Below are 16,878 nucleotides of genomic sequence, written 5' to 3'. Positions count from 1 at the left end.
GCTAAAAATTTCTCTTGCATATTCAACAAAATGAATATAAATTCACAATAAATGAATAAATATTTAAGCAATGCCTAAAAGGAAAGCATTATGCGTAGTACAGAATTAGTCCAATGGTTTCGTCAATCTACCCCTTATGTCAATATGCACCGTGGCAAAACTTTTGTGATTATGCTTGATGGTGATACGATTGCGAGTAAAAATTTTATTAATATCATCAGCGATATTCGTTTATTACACAGTTTAGGAATCAAATTAATTATTGTGTTTGGTGCGAGAGTTCAAATTAATGAATTACTTTTACAACATCAGATTAAACCACAATATCATAAAAATATTCGGATTACAGATCAAAAAACCCTTGATTTGGTCAAGCAAGCCGTAGGAAAACTGAATTATGATATTACTTCAAGACTGTCAATACGACTTCCCCATTCGCCTTTGCTCAATGTGGTCAGCAGTAACTTTATTCTAGCTCAACCGATTGGCGTGGACGATGGTGTCGATTATTTATTAAGTGGTAAGCTCCGCCGTATTGAAGTGGAAAATATTCAACAACAGTTAGATCGTGATGCGATCGTGTTAATCGGACCTATTGCACCGTCCGTTACGGGGGAAAGTTTTAATCTGCCCTTTGAAGAAATTGCGACACAAGTTGCGATTAAAATTAAAGCCGAAAAACTGATTGGCTTTAGTGCTACACAAGGGATTTTAGATCCACAAAAACAAACCATTTCGGATTTATTACCACAAGATGCCGTTGAATATCTGCAAGAATTTATTCACAACGATCTTTATCACAGTTCCCAAGCTCGCTTTCTACAAGCTGCCATTGATGTTTGCCGTGCAGGGGTTAAACGTTCGCATCTATTAAGTTATGAAGAAGACGGTTCATTATTGCAAGAATTATTTACCCGTGACGGTGTGGGAACACAGCTTTCAATGGATAATTCAGAAGATATTCGCATTGCCACCGCACGTGATATACCAGGTTTACTTGAATTAATTCACCCATTAGAACAACAAGGTATTTTAGTCAAACGCTCTCGTGAACAATTAGAAATGGATATTGAAAAATATACGATTATTGACCGAGATGGTGTCATTATCGCTTGTGCTGCATTAAATGTTTACCAGCAGGAAAAAATGGCTGAAATGGCTTGTGTCGCTGTTCACCCTGATTATCGTAACTCCTCTCGTGGTGATATTCTATTAGAAGCCATTCAAAAACGAGCAAAAAATTTAGGCATTGAAAAATTATTTGTTCTCACGACCCGAACCGTTCATTGGTTTCAAGAACGAGGATTTAGCGTCGCCAATGTAGAAGATCTGCCACAGGAAAAACGAGAACATTATAATTACCAACGGCGGTCTAAGATTTTGATTCAGAATTTAGCCCTGCACTGACGTACAGGGTTATAATAGTAACGATGCGCCACATCTTTTATAGCTACCGAGTAGCTACACCATGCTTAACCCACAAAATGTCGTTGTGATTTCGTTTCATCACGACTTAAAATTAAACGGTGGTAATTTTCAAAACGCACGGGGTGAATTTTGCCTTGTTCAACGGCTTCTCGTAAGGCACATTGCGGATCGTCTAAATGCTTACAATCACGGAATTTGCAAGTACCAAGAAAATATTGAAATTCACGATAACCCAGCGTAATTTGCTCGGGTTCTAAATGCCATAAACCAAATTCTCGAATACCAGGGCTATCAATCAGCTCCCCCCCTTGTGGCAAATGATATAAACGTGATGAAGTGGTGGTATGTTGTCCTAAGCCTGAGTTTTCACTCACCGCATTGGTTACCGCATTGACTTCAGGCATGATTTGATTGACCAGACTGGATTTCCCTACCCCCGATTGCCCCACAAAAATTGACGTACCAGAAGCTAAAAGTGCGGTTAATTTTTGCATATTTTTGCCAGTTTGGGCGGAAATCATCAGGGTTTGATAACCAATATCTTGGTAAATTTTCAGCTGTTGTTCTGCTTCCGCCAGTTCCTGTTCAGAAAGCAAATCCACTTTATTTAACACAATCACTGCTGGAATATTCGCCGTTTCGCAAATCACTAAATAACGGTCAATAATATTCAATGATAGGGTTGGCAACACGGCAGAAACAATAATAATGCGATCAATATTGGCTGCCATGACTTTTAAACCATCATAATAATCAGGGCGTGCCAGTTCATTTTGACGGGGTTGCACCGCTTCAATCACGCCACTAATCCCTTGTAATTGCTCCAGACCTTTACGCCAAATTACTCGATCCCCCACCACCACACTCGCCAAAGTGCGGCGTAAATTACAACGGAAAATATTGCCTTGTTCATCTTCCACATCAGCGTGCATAGAATAACGTGCTACCACCACCCCATCTTGCGTATCCCCTAGCATATCATCTTGCCAATCTATTTGTTTTTTCTGCTGGCGTTGATGACGATCTAAGGCTTTTGCATTATTACTATGAATACGCCGTTTTTGGTTTTGGGTCAATTTTTGCTTTGCCAATGAGATTTCCTTAAAAGTGCGGTGATTTTTCTATCTATTTTATAATTGGGAATTTTGCTACAATAGCACAAATTCAATATAGGATATTTGATATTATGCCACAAGATAAAGAAAATCTCATTTGGATCGATCTAGAAATGACAGGATTAGATCCCGAACAAGAACGGATTATTGAAATCGCCACGATCGTCACCGATAAAAATCTGGCTATTTTAGCCGAAGGACCCGTATTAGCCGTCAAACAATCTGATGAATTACTCAACAAAATGAGTGATTGGTGTGTTAAAACCCATACAGAAAATGGCTTAATTGAACGCGTCAAAACGAGCAAACTCACTGAACGAGCAGCAGAATTACAGACCCTCGACTTTTTAAAAAAATGGGTACCGAAAGGACAATCTCCCATCTGTGGCAATAGCGTGGCACAAGATAAACGCTTTTTATTTAAATATATGCCCGATTTAGCCGACTATTTCCACTATCGCCATTTGGATGTCAGCACACTAAAAGAACTGGCTCGCCGTTGGAAACCTGAAGTTTTAGAAGGATTCAAAAAACAAAATACCCATTTAGCTTTAGATGATATTCGTGAAAGTATTAAAGAACTCGCCTATTACCGTGAACACTTTATTAAATTAGACTAGAATTTCTGCAAATAAACAGAAAATAAAAATTTCTACTTGCGAACAATCAAAATCTTCGTATAATAAGTCCTGTTTTAGACATATTGAATGTCGCTCTGCGGGAATAGCTCAGTTGGTAGAGCACGACCTTGCCAAGGTCGGGGTCGCGAGTTCGAGCCTCGTTTCCCGCTCCAAATTTTAAAGGACGCTTTAAGCGTCCTTTTTTATTATCTTTATTTATGATGTGATGACTGAATTTATAAAATCATAATCTAAACATCAAAACGTATTATACACGCTTTGATCTCTCAACGACTGAAAATACACCGAAACAACTCACCAACAATACCAATGCCGTTACCGCCCCCTCTTCACCACGATAACTGCCTAACTGTTGATATAACAAATACGGCAACGAACTAAAATCTTGATTGCCAAATAAAGCGATAGCAGTGAAATCACCTAAGGATAAACAACTGGCTAAGGCAAAGGCATATTTAACAGGTTGACTCAAGGCTTGCCATTCTATTTGTTTAAATCGCCGCCAACCTGTGATACCTAGAGATTGACAAAGACGTTCATAATAGGTCAGATTATTTTGCATTGGCACCGCTAAAATGCGGATGACAAAAGGTAATGCTGCCATTGCGTTGCATAAAATAATCAACAAAAATAATTGTGCAGTGGAAAATTGCCAGTCTTTTAACCATAAGAATAACCCGGTTGCTAACATTAACATAGGAACGGCGAGAATCACCATAGTGATATTAATTAAGCTGTTAGAAAGGTGGCGTAAACCTAACCAATGTAACCGGCGTGATGCTAATAATAAACCAAATGCCAATAATAAGGCTAATAACGCAGATAAAGGGGCGATGGTGAAAGAATATACCATGGCTTGCCATAAGGCAGATTGTCGCCATGCCGTAAAAATTGCCGAAGAAAAAACCGCACTTAACACCGTGTTAAGCAACGGTAACAGTAAAAATGCGGAGAGCAATATTAAGCAAAAAATTTGCCACATTTTCACGCCACTAGACTGTTTAGCAAACCACCAAACTGATTGATCTAATTGAGTTTCTGTGGTTCGACCAAACAATGAACTTAGAGCAAATAAGGCAAAAAAGCAGATAAATTGCAACATCGCAAATTGAGCGGATTTGGCTAAATCAAAATCAAAGACAATAGCTTGATAAATAGCGACCTCTAACGTAGTAAATTTAGGCCCCCCGCCGAGAACCAGCACAATAGCAAAACTCGTAAAGCAAAGCATAAAAATTAACACAAAAATCGGTAAAATCTGTGCACGCAAGTAAGGCAATTCAATCCAACGAATAAATTGCCAACGACGAATCCCCAGTTGAGCGGAAAGTTGATGTTGTTGTACGGGAATAGATTGATAGGCTTGCAAAAACATTCGCATGGCTAAGGGAATATTGAAAAAAAGATGTGCAATTAAAATCCCGGTTAGTCCGTAAATATCCGGTCTCCATGCTATACCGAATCTGGCACAAAATTGAGCCACCCAACCTGATGCACCATAAACCCCTAAAATACCAAACACCGCTACCAAAGAGGGCAACACAAAAGTAAGCGAGAAAATTCGCAATAACCACGTTTTTCCCCAAAAAGATTGATAAAAAAACGCGCGAGCAAACAGCCAACCCAACAGTACTGATAATAATGCCGATAATCCAGCTTGCCAAAAGCTAAAAAAAATGACCTGCCGAACATAGCTGTTTTGTGCTAAAGCTTGCCATAATCCTTGCCACAAATGTCCGTGCGCATTTTTATCACCAAAGGTAAATACCGCCAATAAGCTGTTAGCATATAGACCAAATAACAAGCCTAACACCCATACCCCAGCAACATAATGTCGCCATTTTAGCTGGCGACCTATTTGTTTGGCTTGAACGAAAAAGGAAGGTAAGGCTATTGACTGAGTACCGCTTGCCATTTTTCTGTCCAAGCTTTAATATCTTGCTCACTGACCTTATCCGTATTGATTGCTTTTACTTCAAATTGATGTGCTTTCAACTCATCAAAGTGCGGTTCAATTTCTGCTGAACTCACGGAAAGCATAACATTTTTCGGAATTAATACTTTTTGAGCCTCTGAACTAATCATAAATTGAATAAAATGATCCGCACATTGATTGAGTTGCTCTTTTGCTATTTTGGAGATGGTATCCACTTGATACACTGCTCCGCCGCTAAATTCCGTTGCTGCATATTGATCGGTTTTATCATGCAACTGGTGATAAATCGGTGATGTACTATGGCTAAACACCACATCAGATTCACCTTTTAAAAACGCACCATAGGTTTCAGTCCAACCTTTACCGACAGTTACCGTATGTTTTGCCAAGGTTTTCCACACCTGCTCCACTTGATCTTGCGAATAAACTTGATTTAACCACACCAAAAAGCCACGCCCCATGCTGCTAGTGCGTGGATCTTGATAAATCACGCGCAAATCTTGGCGTTCTACCAATTCTTTTAAGGTTTGCGGTGGATTGGTTAATTTGGTTTTATCATAAATAAAGGCAAATTGTCCAAATTCATAAGGAATAAAGGTTTGATCTTGCCAGTCAAACGGCAAAGAAAGTGCGCTTAAATCTACCGCAGTTTTGGCAAAAAGCCCGGTTTTTGCTGCTGATTCTTTTTGGAAATTATCCAAACCAATCACGATATCGGCTGGTGTTTTTTTGCCCTCTAAACGAACACGGTTAAACATCGTATTACGGTTATCAAACACTTTATAAATTACTGTACATTGTGGATTTGCCTTTTCAAACAAGGCTTTTACTTCATTTCCCGGTCCCCAGTCAGCGCCAAAAAATTCTTCGGTGTAAATGGTAAGCGGTTGAAGTGATGCCAAAACACTGGTAGAAATCGCAGAAAGTGCGGTTAAAAAAGAGAGCGTTTTTAGTTTAGACATAAAAAATCCTTTAATATAAATTAAAGGAATTCAAGCAAGGTCAAAGCTATAATATTTTTTGACGTTTCTCAAATCCCTACGCTGATATTACTCGGTTCAGGTTCTACGGGTATTTTCTCAGCTTTGTTAAAATTAACATCAGCACCCCGATGAGAACAATAGTAGTTTAATCTTTTTTAGGATAAATTTGCAACTGAATTATAAAGTATTCATCTTTGGTTTTTGCCAGACCCGAAAGGCTCCATCAAGTACTAATAAAATAATCGCAATAAATAAACAAATCATTAAAAGATAAGAGTCACTTGCTAATCTTTCACCGATTAGGAAAGATACCATAAACATAGTAACCGGTTCCAAATAGCTTAATAAACCAAATAAATTCATCGGTAAAATCTGACTCGCAAGCACATAAACACCCAACGCCACGGCTCCCACTAAACCTAATACCGCTAACCATAAATAAATATTTGGATTTTGTGTTTGAACCCACGTCATATCGACTTGATTGGCAAAATAACATGAAATTGGTAACAGTAAGATCATTTCAACCACAAAACTGGAGAAATGCAATATATTAAACCGACGGCGAATCACGAAATAGAATGGATAACCAAAGCAAGCTAAAGCGCTTTCCCAAGAAAAAGTCCCTGAAAGAATAATTTTACTTAATACACCAACAGCCGCAAATAATATTGCATAAGCCTTAATTTTAGAAATCCGTTCTTTGTATAAGAAACGCCCAATTAACACCATAATCAATGGCATTAATAAATAACCCATGGAAACTTCAATAGCTCGATTATTGACTGGTGCCCATAAAAATAACCACATCTGTACCCCCATATTTGCACTAGTGATCAGCAATACAAGGAATAAATATGGTTGATTTTTGAGCTGAATAATAAACTGTAAAAAGACGTTGTATTGTTTAATTAAATAAAGTAATACAAATAAAAATGGTAATGTAACCAATGTCCGCCAACCCAACAACGCTTCTCCAGATATGGGTTGCAATATCGTAGAAAGGTAATAAATTACGCCAAATAATAATGACGCACTCACGGAAAAGATTACACCTTTAATCATTTTATTTCACTTTTATCTGTATTAAACCTGTTCCAACTTTGCCAAATGTGCAATCAACCATTTAATGCCCTGTCCTTGAAATGCAATTTGTAAGCGAGTATTGTTCTCTGCGCCTTCAATATTAATGATTGTACCTTGCCCGAATTTAGCATGTTTAACTTTTTGTCCCTTTCTCCAGACACTGTCATTTTGCTCAAAAATATTGCCATTTTGCACCGCACTTTGATCGACCTTTTGCTGGTTATAAGCTCTTGTCACCGTACCACGCAAACGGACAGTTTGAATACATTGTTGCGGTAGTTCGTTGATAAAACGAGATGGAATATGGCGTTCTTCGGTGTTGTACAAACGGCGACTTTCTGCATAACAAAGAGTTAATTTTTGTTTGGCTCGCGTGATACCTACATAGGCTAAACGACGTTCTTCCTGTAAACGGTCATCATCAAATAAAGATTGTTTACTTGGAAAAATACCTTCTTCTACCCCTACCATAAACACGCGTGGAAACTCTAAACCTTTAGCCGAATGCAAAGTCATCATTTGTACACAGGATTGGTGGGGGCTGGCTTGTTCTTCTCCTGCTTCAAGAGATGCATGGGTTAAGAACGCAGTTAAGTCAGACATTTCTTCCGCTTCCGCCGGCTTGATAAATTCTCGAGTAGCGGAAACTAATTCTTCTAAGTTTTCGATCCGCACTTCGCCTTTTTCCCCTTTTTCTTGTTCATACATTTTGTACAAACCGGAATGTTTAATCACAAAATCGGTTTGAACAAATAACGGCATTTCGGCGGTTTCTAAAGCAAGAGAATTGACTAATTCCACAAAACGTAATAACGCTGTTACGGCTCGTCCTGCCAGTTTATTATCCGTAATGGCGACTTGTGTAGCTTGCCACAAGGTAATTTGACGTTCTCGCGTTAACTGACGTAAGGTTTCTAGCGTGCGTTCTCCAATACCACGAGCAGGAGTATTAATTACTCGCTCAAATGCCGCATCATCATGACGATTATTCACTAATCGCAAATAGGCTAACGCATCTTTAATTTCTTGCCGTTCAAAGAATCGCATACCTCCATAAATACGATAAGGAATATCAGATCGAATTAGGGCTTCTTCCAATACACGAGACTGGCTATTACTACGATACAGCACGGCACAATCATGGAGTTTTCCACCATCTTCCAGCCACATTTTAATTTGTGATGCCACAAATAGCGCTTCGTCTAGTTCATTAAATGCGGCATAAATGCCAACAGGTTCACCTTGTTCACCACTGCTCCACAGATTTTTACCTAACCGATTGGTATTATTGGCAATTAACTGATTAGCGGATTGTAAAATATTGCCTGTAGAACGATAATTTTGTTCCAGTCGAATGGTTTGTACATGACTAAAATCTTGACTAAAACGTTGAATATTTTCAATTTGAGCACCACGCCAACCGTAAATAGACTGATCATCATCGCCCACAATCATCACGTTACCTGTTTTACCCGCTAACAATTTGATCCAAGCATATTGAATAGTGTTAGTATCTTGGAATTCGTCCACCAGAATTTGACTAAAACGACGTTGATAACTTTGTAAAATTAATGGATTTTTGGCAAATAATTCATAGGCTCGTAATAAGATTTCGGCAAAATCCACTAAGCCGGAACGATCACAGGCTTCTTGATAAATCTGATAAATGCGTACCCACTCTTTAGTTTCTCGATCATGCATATCATCTATTTGGTGGGGACGTAACCCATCATCTTTCTGTTTATTAATAAACCAACAAGCATGTTTGGGAGGGAAGTTTTTATCATCATAATTGTGTAATTTTAATAACCGTTTGACTAAACGAAGCTGATCTTCACTGTCTAAAATTTGAAAATCTTGCGGTAATTTGGCATCGGCATAATGAGAACGCAGTAAACGATGAGCGATGCTATGAAATGTGCCAACCCACATTGAAAATAGGTGTTGTTGAGAATGTTGAGCTAGCGTAGCTTGAATCCGTTGACGCATTTCCGTTGCCGCTTTATTAGTAAAGGTTACTGCCATGATACTTCCTTCGGAAATACCTTCCACCGCAACCAACCATGCAATACGATGTGTGAGGACTCGCGTTTTTCCACTACCCGCCCCGGCTAGTATAAGATAGTTGCCTAATTTAGCTGCCACCGCATCACGCTGTTTATCATTTAAGCCATCAAGTAATTCTGAAATATCTGCCATAATTATAATTTAATCTGTTTTTATTTACAGTGAATTATAGCTATTTTTGATATGTAAAACAATGAGAATTTTAACTATCCTGTTATTTACAAATGAAACATTACGTATTATAGTGCACTGCGTTAGTCGGGGTGCTTACCAGCTGAGAACATACCCGTGAACCTGATACAGTTAACGCTGACGTAGGAAACTAACGGAAGAAAAAATTCACCTGAATTAGTTCTTTTCTGTTTAAGGTAAATTCCTTTTAGGTGTTAGCTTATTTTACTCATCAAATATAAGGAATAAGTTAATGAAAACCTGCTTTATATCCCATTTATCTCGTTTTTCCAAAAGTCGAAAAACCTCTCTAAAAATCACCGCACTTTGTGGTTTATTAACCATTTTATTTAGCCCCAATGCCATCGCCGAAGGTAAATTGACGGTGTATTGCAGTGTGCAAAATGTTACTTGTGAAAAAGTGACACAACATTTTGCCGAAAAATACAATGTGGAAACTCAATTTGTGCGTAACAGTACAGGAACGATTCTTGGCAAAATTAAAAGCGAGAAAAGTAATCCACAAGCCGATGTTTGGTACGGTGGTACCTTAGAACCTCATTTACAAGCAGCAGATCAAGGTTTACTCGAATCCTATCGTTCCCCATTACAAAAAGACATCATGCCAAGATTTAATCAATTAATGCAACAACGAGGTGATTTTATTTCTATTATTTATTTAATGGAATTAGGCATTGGTGTCAACACGGAAAAACTCGCCAAACTTGGTATTCCCGAACCAAAATGCTTTAAAGATTTACTGGATCCTGCGTTTAAAGATCAAATTCAATATGCGGATCCTCGGGTATCTGGCACGGGTTATTCTTTTTTAACCACCTTGATTGAATTATTTGGTGAGCAACAAGCCTTCGACTATTTAAAAAAATTACACAACAATGTAGCACAATACAGCAAAAGCGGTTTAGCCACGGGTAATTTGGCAACGGGTGAAGTCGCGGTGGACATTAGTTTTATGCACAGTTATGTGCGAGAGCAAGAGAAAGGTTCACCCGTAAAAGGGATTTTACCCTGTGAGGGCATTGGTTACACCTTAGGGGCAACCAGTATTATTAAAGGTGCGAGAAATTTAGATAACGCTAAATTATTTATTGATTATCTACTTAGCCCTGAAGCCCAAGAAATTCCTTGGCGAGAAGCTGATTCCTATCAGCTCCCAACCAATATCCATGCTCAACCCGCACCAAAAGCGAGTGATCCGACAAAATTAAAATTTATTGATATTGATTTTATTCGCTTCGGTTCAAATGAAGAAAGTAAACGGTTATTAGAAAAATGGTTTGAAGCTACCAAAGCCGACAACTAAACATGAGGTTAGCCTGTTTTAACTGGCTTTAAACAGGCTAAAACTCACCTAAAATTAACCGCACTTCTCCACTATAAATGGTTGCTCGCCCTGTTCGTGCAAAACCAATCAGGGTGAGATCACAATCTTCCGCCATTTTTACCGCAAGATCGGTGCTGGCAGAAATTGCTATCAGCATTTCAATGCCACAAGTTACGGTTTTTTGCACCATTTCATAGCTGGCTCGACTGGTCACTAACACAAAGCCTTGTGGTCTATCCGCTTTGGCGTGCCAACCTAACAATTTATCCAATGCAACGTGTCGTCCCACGTCTTCCCGAGTAGCCAGCAAATTGCCTTGTGGATCGAAAAAAGCCGCAGCATGAGTTGAGCCTGTTTGTTTACCTAAAATTTGAGCGTTTTGAATTTGTGTTAAACAGTCATCTAATCGGTTTAAATCAAAGGTCAAAGTGCGGTGTAATTTCGCCAATTTTTTAGTAACTTGGCTTAATTGCTCCGAACCACAAATCCCGCACCCTGTTCTGCCAGTCAATGTGCGGCGAAGTTCTTTTAATCGAACAAAACAGCGAGTCGCCAATTCAATTTGCACTTCAATACCTTGGCAACTGGCGATAATGTCAATGCCATAAATATCACTTGGTTGATCAATAATGCCTTCGGTTAAAGAAAAGCCATACGCAAAATCTTCAAGCTCCGTTGGGGTACACATCATCACGGTGTGAGAAATGCCGTTATAGACTAAAGCAACTGGGGTTTCTACTGCTAAACAATCCATCTGTTGTCGAATATCCAGCTGTTGAGTTGGGGATTTTTTAACCGTATTAATGGTACGTTTTTGGTATGGAGGAAATGAAAACGTTTGCGACATATTGAGTATCCATCGGCAAATTGAGTTAGGGAAATTTTATCGTTTAATGCTTTAAACTGCAAATTGTTATGTAAGCTGACAAAAATACTCCGAACTCTCACCAATATAACACCTATAACGCTACACTATGGCTAGACGATACAAGATGCAGGGCATCGTTACTATGCTTAATCCTGTACGTCAATGCAGGGCATGGCAGTTTAATTGATAACTATTCTTATTTCATTGATTTATGAGAGAATTTAATTTATTTTTTGTGATCTGTATCAAAATATTTTTTTTGTATAAGGTAGATTTAGACCTTTGATTGTTGTATCCTATACGGTGATTTTTAACTTTTTATTAACAATCAAAGGCAATATAAATCATTTTATAATTTTTTTAACTTAACCAATTTTCTACCTAATATTTCCAAATTTTTTTGGATAAGGATTATCTATGCAGATCTCAAGACGTAAGTTCTTTAAAGTCTGTGCAGGTGGTATGGCGGGATCGTCAGTGGCGGCGTTAGGCTTAATGCCAACCACTGCTTTAGCGGCACCTCGTGAATATAAACTTTTACGAGCCAAAGAAACACGCCAAACCTGTACTTATTGCGCGGTCGGCTGTGGTATGTTGATGTATAGCCTCGGTGATGGTGCAATGAATGCTCGTGGGAAACTCACTCATGTTGAAGGGGATCCTGATCACCCTGTGAGTCGTGGTGCATTATGCCCGAAAGGGGCGGGTGTATTAGACTATGTCAACAGTCCAAACCGTTTACAATACCCTGAATATCGCGCCCCTGGTTCAGACAAATGGGAACGCCTTTCTTGGCATGAAGCTATTCATAAAGTCGCTCGTTTATTAAAAGATGACCGTGATGCCAACTGGCAATCCACTAATGAAGTGGGAACGCCTGTCAATCGCTGGACAACCACAGGAATGTTAGCCGCTTCGGCTGCCAGCAATGAAACCTGTATGCTGACCCATAAATGGGGACGAGCATTAGGAATGTTGGTATTAGACAACCAAGCGAGTACCTGACACGGACCAACGGTAGCAAGTCTTGCTCCAACATTTGGTCGAGGTGCCATGACCAACCACTGGGTTGATATGAAAAATGCTGATGTCGTTATCGTGATGGGCGGTAATGCCGCTGAAGCACACCCTGTAGGTTTCCGCTGGGTTATCGAAGCGAAAAAACACAATAAAGCCAAATTAATGGTGGTCGATCCACGCTTTAACCGTACGGCAGCTGTAGCAGATTTTTATACACCTATTCGTTCCGGTACGGATATTACGTTGTTATTAGGTGTGATTAAGTATTTGTTAGATCACGATAAGATCCAACACGAATATGTTAAACATTACACTAACGCCAGTTTCTTGATTAATGAAGGATTTGGGTTTGAAGATGGTTTATTTACGGGCTATGATGAAGAAAAACGTAGCTACGATAAATCCACTTGGTCCTATCAATTAGATGAAAACGGTCAACCAAAACGGGATATGACGCTACAAGATCCACGTTGTGTGATTAATTTGTTGAAAAAACACGTAGAACGTTATACTCCTGAAATAGTGGAACGGATCTGTGGTACAAAACAAAAAGCGTTCTATGAATTTGCTGAAACCATTGCATCAACAGCCGCACCTGATCGTGCAGCATCGTTCTTGTATGCCTTAGGTTGGACACAACATACTGTGGGTACGCAAAATATTCGTTCCATGGCGATGATCCAATTATTATTAGGCAATATTGGGGTGTCTGGCGGTGGCGTGAATGCGTTACGTGGACACTCAAATGTTCAGGGTTCTACTGATATGGGCCTGTTCCCAACCATGTTGCCTGGTTATATTCCATTACCAACCGAAAATGATGTGAGCCTTGAAGCCTTTTTAAATCGGATTACACCAAAAACCACCATTGAAGGACAGGTTAACTATTGGCAGAATACACCAAAATTTATGGTGAGTATGCTGAAAGCGTTTTATGGCGAAAATGCGACCAAAGACAATGAATTTGGTTATCACAATTTGCCAAAACAATACAAAAAGAAAATGGATCACTTGCAATTCATTGACTTAATGGATCAAGGCAAAATTAATGGCTATATCTGTCAAGGTTATAACCCGTTAGCGTCTTATCCTGATAAGAATAAGATTTCAAGTGCGTTGCGAAAATTGAAATTTTTGATTATTTGTGACCCATTGGCGACAGATACTTCTGAATTCTGGAATTTCCATGGTGAATTTAATGATGTCAATCCTGCCGATATTCAAACGGAAGTGATTCGCTTGCCAACCATTTGTTTCGCCGAAGAAGATGGTTCGATTGCCAACTCTGGTCGTTGGTTACAATGGCACTGGAAAGCGGCTGAACCACCAAAAGAAGCCAAGCCCGATGTAGATATTTTATCTGAAATCCGTGAAGTGATGTTAGAAATGTATCATAAAGAAGGTGGTCCTTCGGTGGAAACCATTGAAGCGATGACATGGAATTATGCTAATCCGCTTGAGCCAAAAGCCGATGAGTTAGCCAAAGAAAGTAATGGCTATGCTTTAGAAGATCTGTATGATGCTCAAGGTAATCTGATTGTGAAAAAAGGCGATCTGTTATCTAGCTTTGCTCAATTACGTGATGACGGTTCAACTTCATCTGCAATCTGGATTTATACTGGTCAATGGACACCAAAAGGCAATATGATGGCAAATCGTGATAATAGCGATCCGTCAGGTTTAGGTAATACCCTTGGTTGGGCATTTGCTTGGCCATTAAATCGCCGCATTGTATATAACCGTGCGTCAGCAGATTTATCAGGCAAACCATGGAATCCAAAACGTCAGTTAGTAAAATGGAATGGTAAAAACTGGAACTATGTGGACGTGGCAGACTTCGGGACTGCTCCACCAAATAGTAATGTGTCGCCATTTATTATGCAACCTGAAGGGGTGAGCCGTTTATTCTCCCTAGATAAGATTGTAGAGGGTCCATTCCCAGAACATTACGAACCAATTGAAACGCCTATTGGTACTAATCCACTTCACCCGAATGTGGTGTCTAACCCTGTGGCACGTATTTTGGAAAATGATAAGGCAAGTTTTGGTCATGCCAATGAATTCCCTTATGTGGGAACCACTTACCGATTAACGGAACATTTCCACTTCTGGACTAAACAATCCATGTTAAATATGATTGTGCAACCTGAACCTTTTGTGGAAATCAGTGAAGATTTGGCGGCAGAAAAAGGACTTAAACAAGGTGATACCGTAAAAGTTAGCTCAAAACGTGGCTTTATCAAAACTAAAGTGGTGGTCACTAAACGGGTTAAATCCCTTGATGTGGACGGTAAGAAAATCCATACGGTAGGCATTCCAATTCATGGTGGTTTCTCTACTGTAGGAAAAAAATCATTCTTAATCAACACGTTAACTAGTCGTGTAGGTGATGCCAATACGCAAACCCCTGAATATAAAACATTCTTGGTTAACATTGAAAAAGTATCGGAGGCCGCATAATGACTATACAAGAACAAAGCATTGTTAAAAGCTCTGCGACTTCTTTTGTTACTCCACCACCGCATGCTCGTTCGAATGTGGTGGAAGTGGCAAAACTGATTGATGTCACCACCTGTATCGGTTGTAAAGCCTGTCAGGTGGGCTGTTCAGAATGGAATGATATTCGTACCGCACCACAAGAATGTTTGGGCGTGTACGATAACCCTGTGGATCTGGATGCGGAACAATGGACAGTGATGCGATTCCAAGAAGTGGAAGAAAACGATCGCTTAGAATGGTTGATCCGTAAAGACGGCTGTATGCACTGCACCGAACCAGGTTGCTTAAAAGCCTGCCCGTCGCCAGGGGCGATTATCAAATACGCCAACGGGATTGTGGATTTCCAATCAGACAAATGTATTGGTTGCGGTTATTGTATTGCAGGCTGTCCGTTCAATATTCCAAGAATGAACCCGAAAGACAATCGTGTCTATAAATGTACCCTTTGTGTAGATCGGGTCAATGTCGGACAAGAACCCGCTTGTGTGAAAACCTGTCCAACAGGAGCAATTCGCTTTGGTTCGAAAGAAGAAATGTTGCATTATGGCGAAGAACGAGTGAAAGAACTCAAATCTCGTGGTTATGAAAATGCAGGCATTTACGATCCTGAGGGAGTTGGTGGTACACACGTTATCTATGTGTTGCACCATGCAGATAAACCTGAACTTTATTCTGGTTTACCCAAAAATCCAAGTGTGGATCTTTCTGTGGAACTTTGGAAAGACTTGCTCAAACCAGTTGCTGCGGTAGCTATGGGTGGCTTGTTACTGGCTGAAGTCGCTCACTATGTGAGTGTGGGTCCAAACGTAGAAGAAGATGTTGACGATCATTTTGAGAAATTTGAACAAGAAGATCGTGAAATTGCTGAACGTAAAGCTCAGAAAAAACGTGAAAAGGAAGAAAAGAAAGCCCAAAAACAACGGGAAAAAGAACAGAAAAAAGCCAGTAAGGGGGATAAATAATGAGTGAACATCAAAAACTGACGGAAATTACGCAAGATACGCGGATTATTCGTCACAAAGCCCCTGCTCGTGTGGCACATTGGTTGCTGGTAATTTGCTTTTTCACCACAGGCTTATCTGGTTTGGCATTTTTCTTCCCTGATTTTGCGTGGCTAACCTACATTCTCGGTACACCAGCCATTGCTCGTGCGGTACACCCATTCACGGGAATTTTAATGTTTGTCGCCTTTATCATTATGGTGCTGACCTATTGGCACCATAATATTCCAGAGAAAAATGACATTCGCTGGTTAAAAGGCACTAAACAGGTGTTGCTTGGTCACGAACACGATGTGGCATACAACGGGAAATACAATCTCGGGCAGAAAATGTTGTTCTGGACCTTGATTTTAGCCATGTTCACCCTATTAATTACGGGAATCATTATGTGGCGACAATATTTCAGTCACAATTTCCCAATTCCTGTTATTCGTATTGCGATTTTACTTCATTCTGCCAGTGCCTTTGCCTTATTTACAGGAATTATGGTACACATGTATATGGCATTTTGGGTAAAAGGCTCAATTCGTGGCATGGTGGAAGGTTGGGTAACCGTACGTTGGGCGAAAAAACATCACCCGAAATGGTTTAAAGAAGAAGTGTTACCTGAATTAGAAAAAGAAATTGAAGCCAATAAAAAGGCAAGTGAGCTTGAAAAAATGGATGGTCAGGCAAAATAATTCAACTAAAATTCCTAAAAACCAAAAAGTGCGGTAAA

11 protein-coding genes, 1 tRNA gene, 1 pseudogene and 2 riboswitches are annotated in these 16,878 nt (G+C 39.6%); of the genes and pseudogenes, 7 read left to right on the top strand and 6 right to left on the bottom strand.

Features of this window, described 5'->3' with window-relative positions:
• Positions 1-90 precede the first annotated feature (90 nt).
• Positions 91-1,407: an amino-acid N-acetyltransferase gene (gene argA, locus O1Q79_RS03445; protein WP_386692965.1), complete on the top strand. Its 1,317-nt coding sequence runs from the start codon at positions 91-93 to the stop codon at positions 1,405-1,407.
• A 65-nt stretch (positions 1,408-1,472) separates the two neighbouring features.
• Here the strand turns inward: argA and rsgA are convergent, their stop codons facing one another.
• Positions 1,473-2,519: a small ribosomal subunit biogenesis GTPase RsgA gene (gene rsgA / locus O1Q79_RS03440; RefSeq protein WP_386692964.1), complete on the bottom strand. Its 1,047-nt coding sequence runs from the start codon at positions 2,517-2,519 to the stop codon at positions 1,473-1,475.
• Between the two features lie 95 nt (positions 2,520-2,614).
• Here rsgA and orn point away from each other — a divergent pair, with 95 nt between their 5' ends.
• Together orn and O1Q79_RS03430 are read left to right on the top strand one after the other, a co-directional pair.
• On the top strand, positions 2,615-3,163 hold the full coding sequence (gene orn, locus O1Q79_RS03435; RefSeq protein ID WP_386692963.1) for an oligoribonuclease: 549 nt from the start codon (positions 2,615-2,617) through the stop codon (positions 3,161-3,163).
• 97 nt (positions 3,164-3,260) lie between these two features.
• A tRNA-Gly gene (locus O1Q79_RS03430) sits at positions 3,261-3,336 on the top strand.
• 95 nt (positions 3,337-3,431) lie between these two features.
• Here O1Q79_RS03430 and thiP read toward each other — a convergent pair.
• The 4 genes from thiP to uvrD form a co-directional block, all read right to left on the bottom strand.
• Positions 3,432-5,099, bottom strand: a complete 1,668-nt coding sequence (thiP, locus tag O1Q79_RS03425; RefSeq protein ID WP_386692962.1) for a thiamine/thiamine pyrophosphate ABC transporter permease ThiP — start codon at positions 5,097-5,099, stop codon at positions 3,432-3,434.
• Positions 5,075-6,082 carry a thiamine ABC transporter substrate binding subunit gene (gene thiB / locus O1Q79_RS03420; RefSeq protein WP_386692961.1) on the bottom strand — a complete coding sequence of 336 codons (1,008 nt, stop codon included), beginning with the start codon at positions 6,080-6,082 and terminating at the stop codon, positions 5,075-5,077. Before thiB ends, thiP begins: the two co-directional genes overlap by 25 nt.
• A gap of 55 nt (positions 6,083-6,137) precedes the next feature.
• A riboswitch (TPP riboswitch) is annotated at positions 6,138-6,241 on the bottom strand.
• 39 nt (positions 6,242-6,280) lie between these two features.
• Entirely contained in the window at positions 6,281-7,168 is an 888-nt protein-coding gene (gene rarD, locus O1Q79_RS03415; protein WP_386692960.1) for an EamA family transporter RarD, read from the bottom strand.
• A 21-nt stretch (positions 7,169-7,189) separates the two neighbouring features.
• On the bottom strand, positions 7,190-9,388 hold the full coding sequence (uvrD, locus tag O1Q79_RS03410; protein WP_386692959.1) for a DNA helicase II: 2,199 nt from the start codon (positions 9,386-9,388) through the stop codon (positions 7,190-7,192).
• Positions 9,389-9,505: 117 nt separating this feature from the next.
• Positions 9,506-9,594, top strand: a riboswitch (TPP riboswitch).
• Between the two features lie 86 nt (positions 9,595-9,680).
• On the opposite strand from uvrD, the gene O1Q79_RS03405 reads away from it, so the two are divergent.
• Positions 9,681-10,751 (top strand): ABC transporter substrate-binding protein, encoded by a 1,071-nt coding sequence (locus tag O1Q79_RS03405; protein ID WP_386692958.1) that lies wholly within the window; start codon positions 9,681-9,683, stop codon positions 10,749-10,751.
• 37 nt (positions 10,752-10,788) lie between these two features.
• Here the strand turns inward: O1Q79_RS03405 and fdhD are convergent, their stop codons facing one another.
• Positions 10,789-11,619, bottom strand: a complete 831-nt coding sequence (gene fdhD / locus O1Q79_RS03400) for a formate dehydrogenase accessory sulfurtransferase FdhD (RefSeq protein ID WP_386692956.1) — start codon at positions 11,617-11,619, stop codon at positions 10,789-10,791.
• Between the two features lie 438 nt (positions 11,620-12,057).
• On the opposite strand from fdhD, the gene fdnG reads away from it, so the two are divergent.
• The 3 genes and pseudogenes from fdnG to O1Q79_RS03385 all read left to right on the top strand — a co-directional run bounded on the left by fdnG (position 12,058) and on the right by O1Q79_RS03385 (position 16,840).
• On the top strand, positions 12,058-15,120 hold the full coding sequence (gene fdnG / locus O1Q79_RS03395; protein WP_386692954.1) for a formate dehydrogenase-N subunit alpha: 3,063 nt from the start codon (positions 12,058-12,060) through the stop codon (positions 15,118-15,120).
• Positions 15,120-16,013 (top strand): annotated as a pseudogene (gene fdxH, locus O1Q79_RS03390) (formate dehydrogenase subunit beta); the annotation flags it as partial. The gene fdnG and the pseudogene fdxH, both read left to right, overlap by 1 nt.
• Positions 16,014-16,120: 107 nt before the next feature.
• A complete protein-coding gene (locus tag O1Q79_RS03385) occupies positions 16,121-16,840 on the top strand; it encodes a formate dehydrogenase subunit gamma (RefSeq protein ID WP_386692953.1) in 720 nt (239 codons plus the stop codon).
• Positions 16,841-16,878: the final 38 nt, after the last annotated feature.

The sequence above is a fragment of the Lonepinella sp. MS14434 genome, from assembly GCF_042468235.1.
Classification (GTDB): Bacteria; Pseudomonadota; Gammaproteobacteria; order Enterobacterales; family Pasteurellaceae; genus Lonepinella.
The sequence above is the reverse complement of the archived record's forward strand: the minus strand, read 5'-3'. Positions and strand labels throughout refer to the sequence as shown.

Coding starts and splice junctions, on each gene's coding strand:
- argA (WP_386692965.1), top strand. CDS start 91: ATGCGTAGTACAGAATTAGTCCAATGGTTTCGTCAATCTACCCCTTAT.
- orn (WP_386692963.1), top strand. CDS start 2,615: ATGCCACAAGATAAAGAAAATCTCATTTGGATCGATCTAGAAATGACA.
- thiP (WP_386692962.1), bottom strand. CDS start 5,099: ATGGCAAGCGGTACTCAGTCAATAGCCTTACCTTCCTTTTTCGTTCAA.
- thiB (WP_386692961.1), bottom strand. CDS start 6,082: ATGTCTAAACTAAAAACGCTCTCTTTTTTAACCGCACTTTCTGCGATT.
- rarD (WP_386692960.1), bottom strand. CDS start 7,168: ATGATTAAAGGTGTAATCTTTTCCGTGAGTGCGTCATTATTATTTGGC.
- uvrD (WP_386692959.1), bottom strand. CDS start 9,388: ATGGCAGATATTTCAGAATTACTTGATGGCTTAAATGATAAACAGCGT.
- O1Q79_RS03405 (WP_386692958.1), top strand. CDS start 9,681: ATGAAAACCTGCTTTATATCCCATTTATCTCGTTTTTCCAAAAGTCGA.
- fdhD (WP_386692956.1), bottom strand. CDS start 11,619: ATGTCGCAAACGTTTTCATTTCCTCCATACCAAAAACGTACCATTAAT.
- O1Q79_RS03385 (WP_386692953.1), top strand. CDS start 16,121: ATGAGTGAACATCAAAAACTGACGGAAATTACGCAAGATACGCGGATT.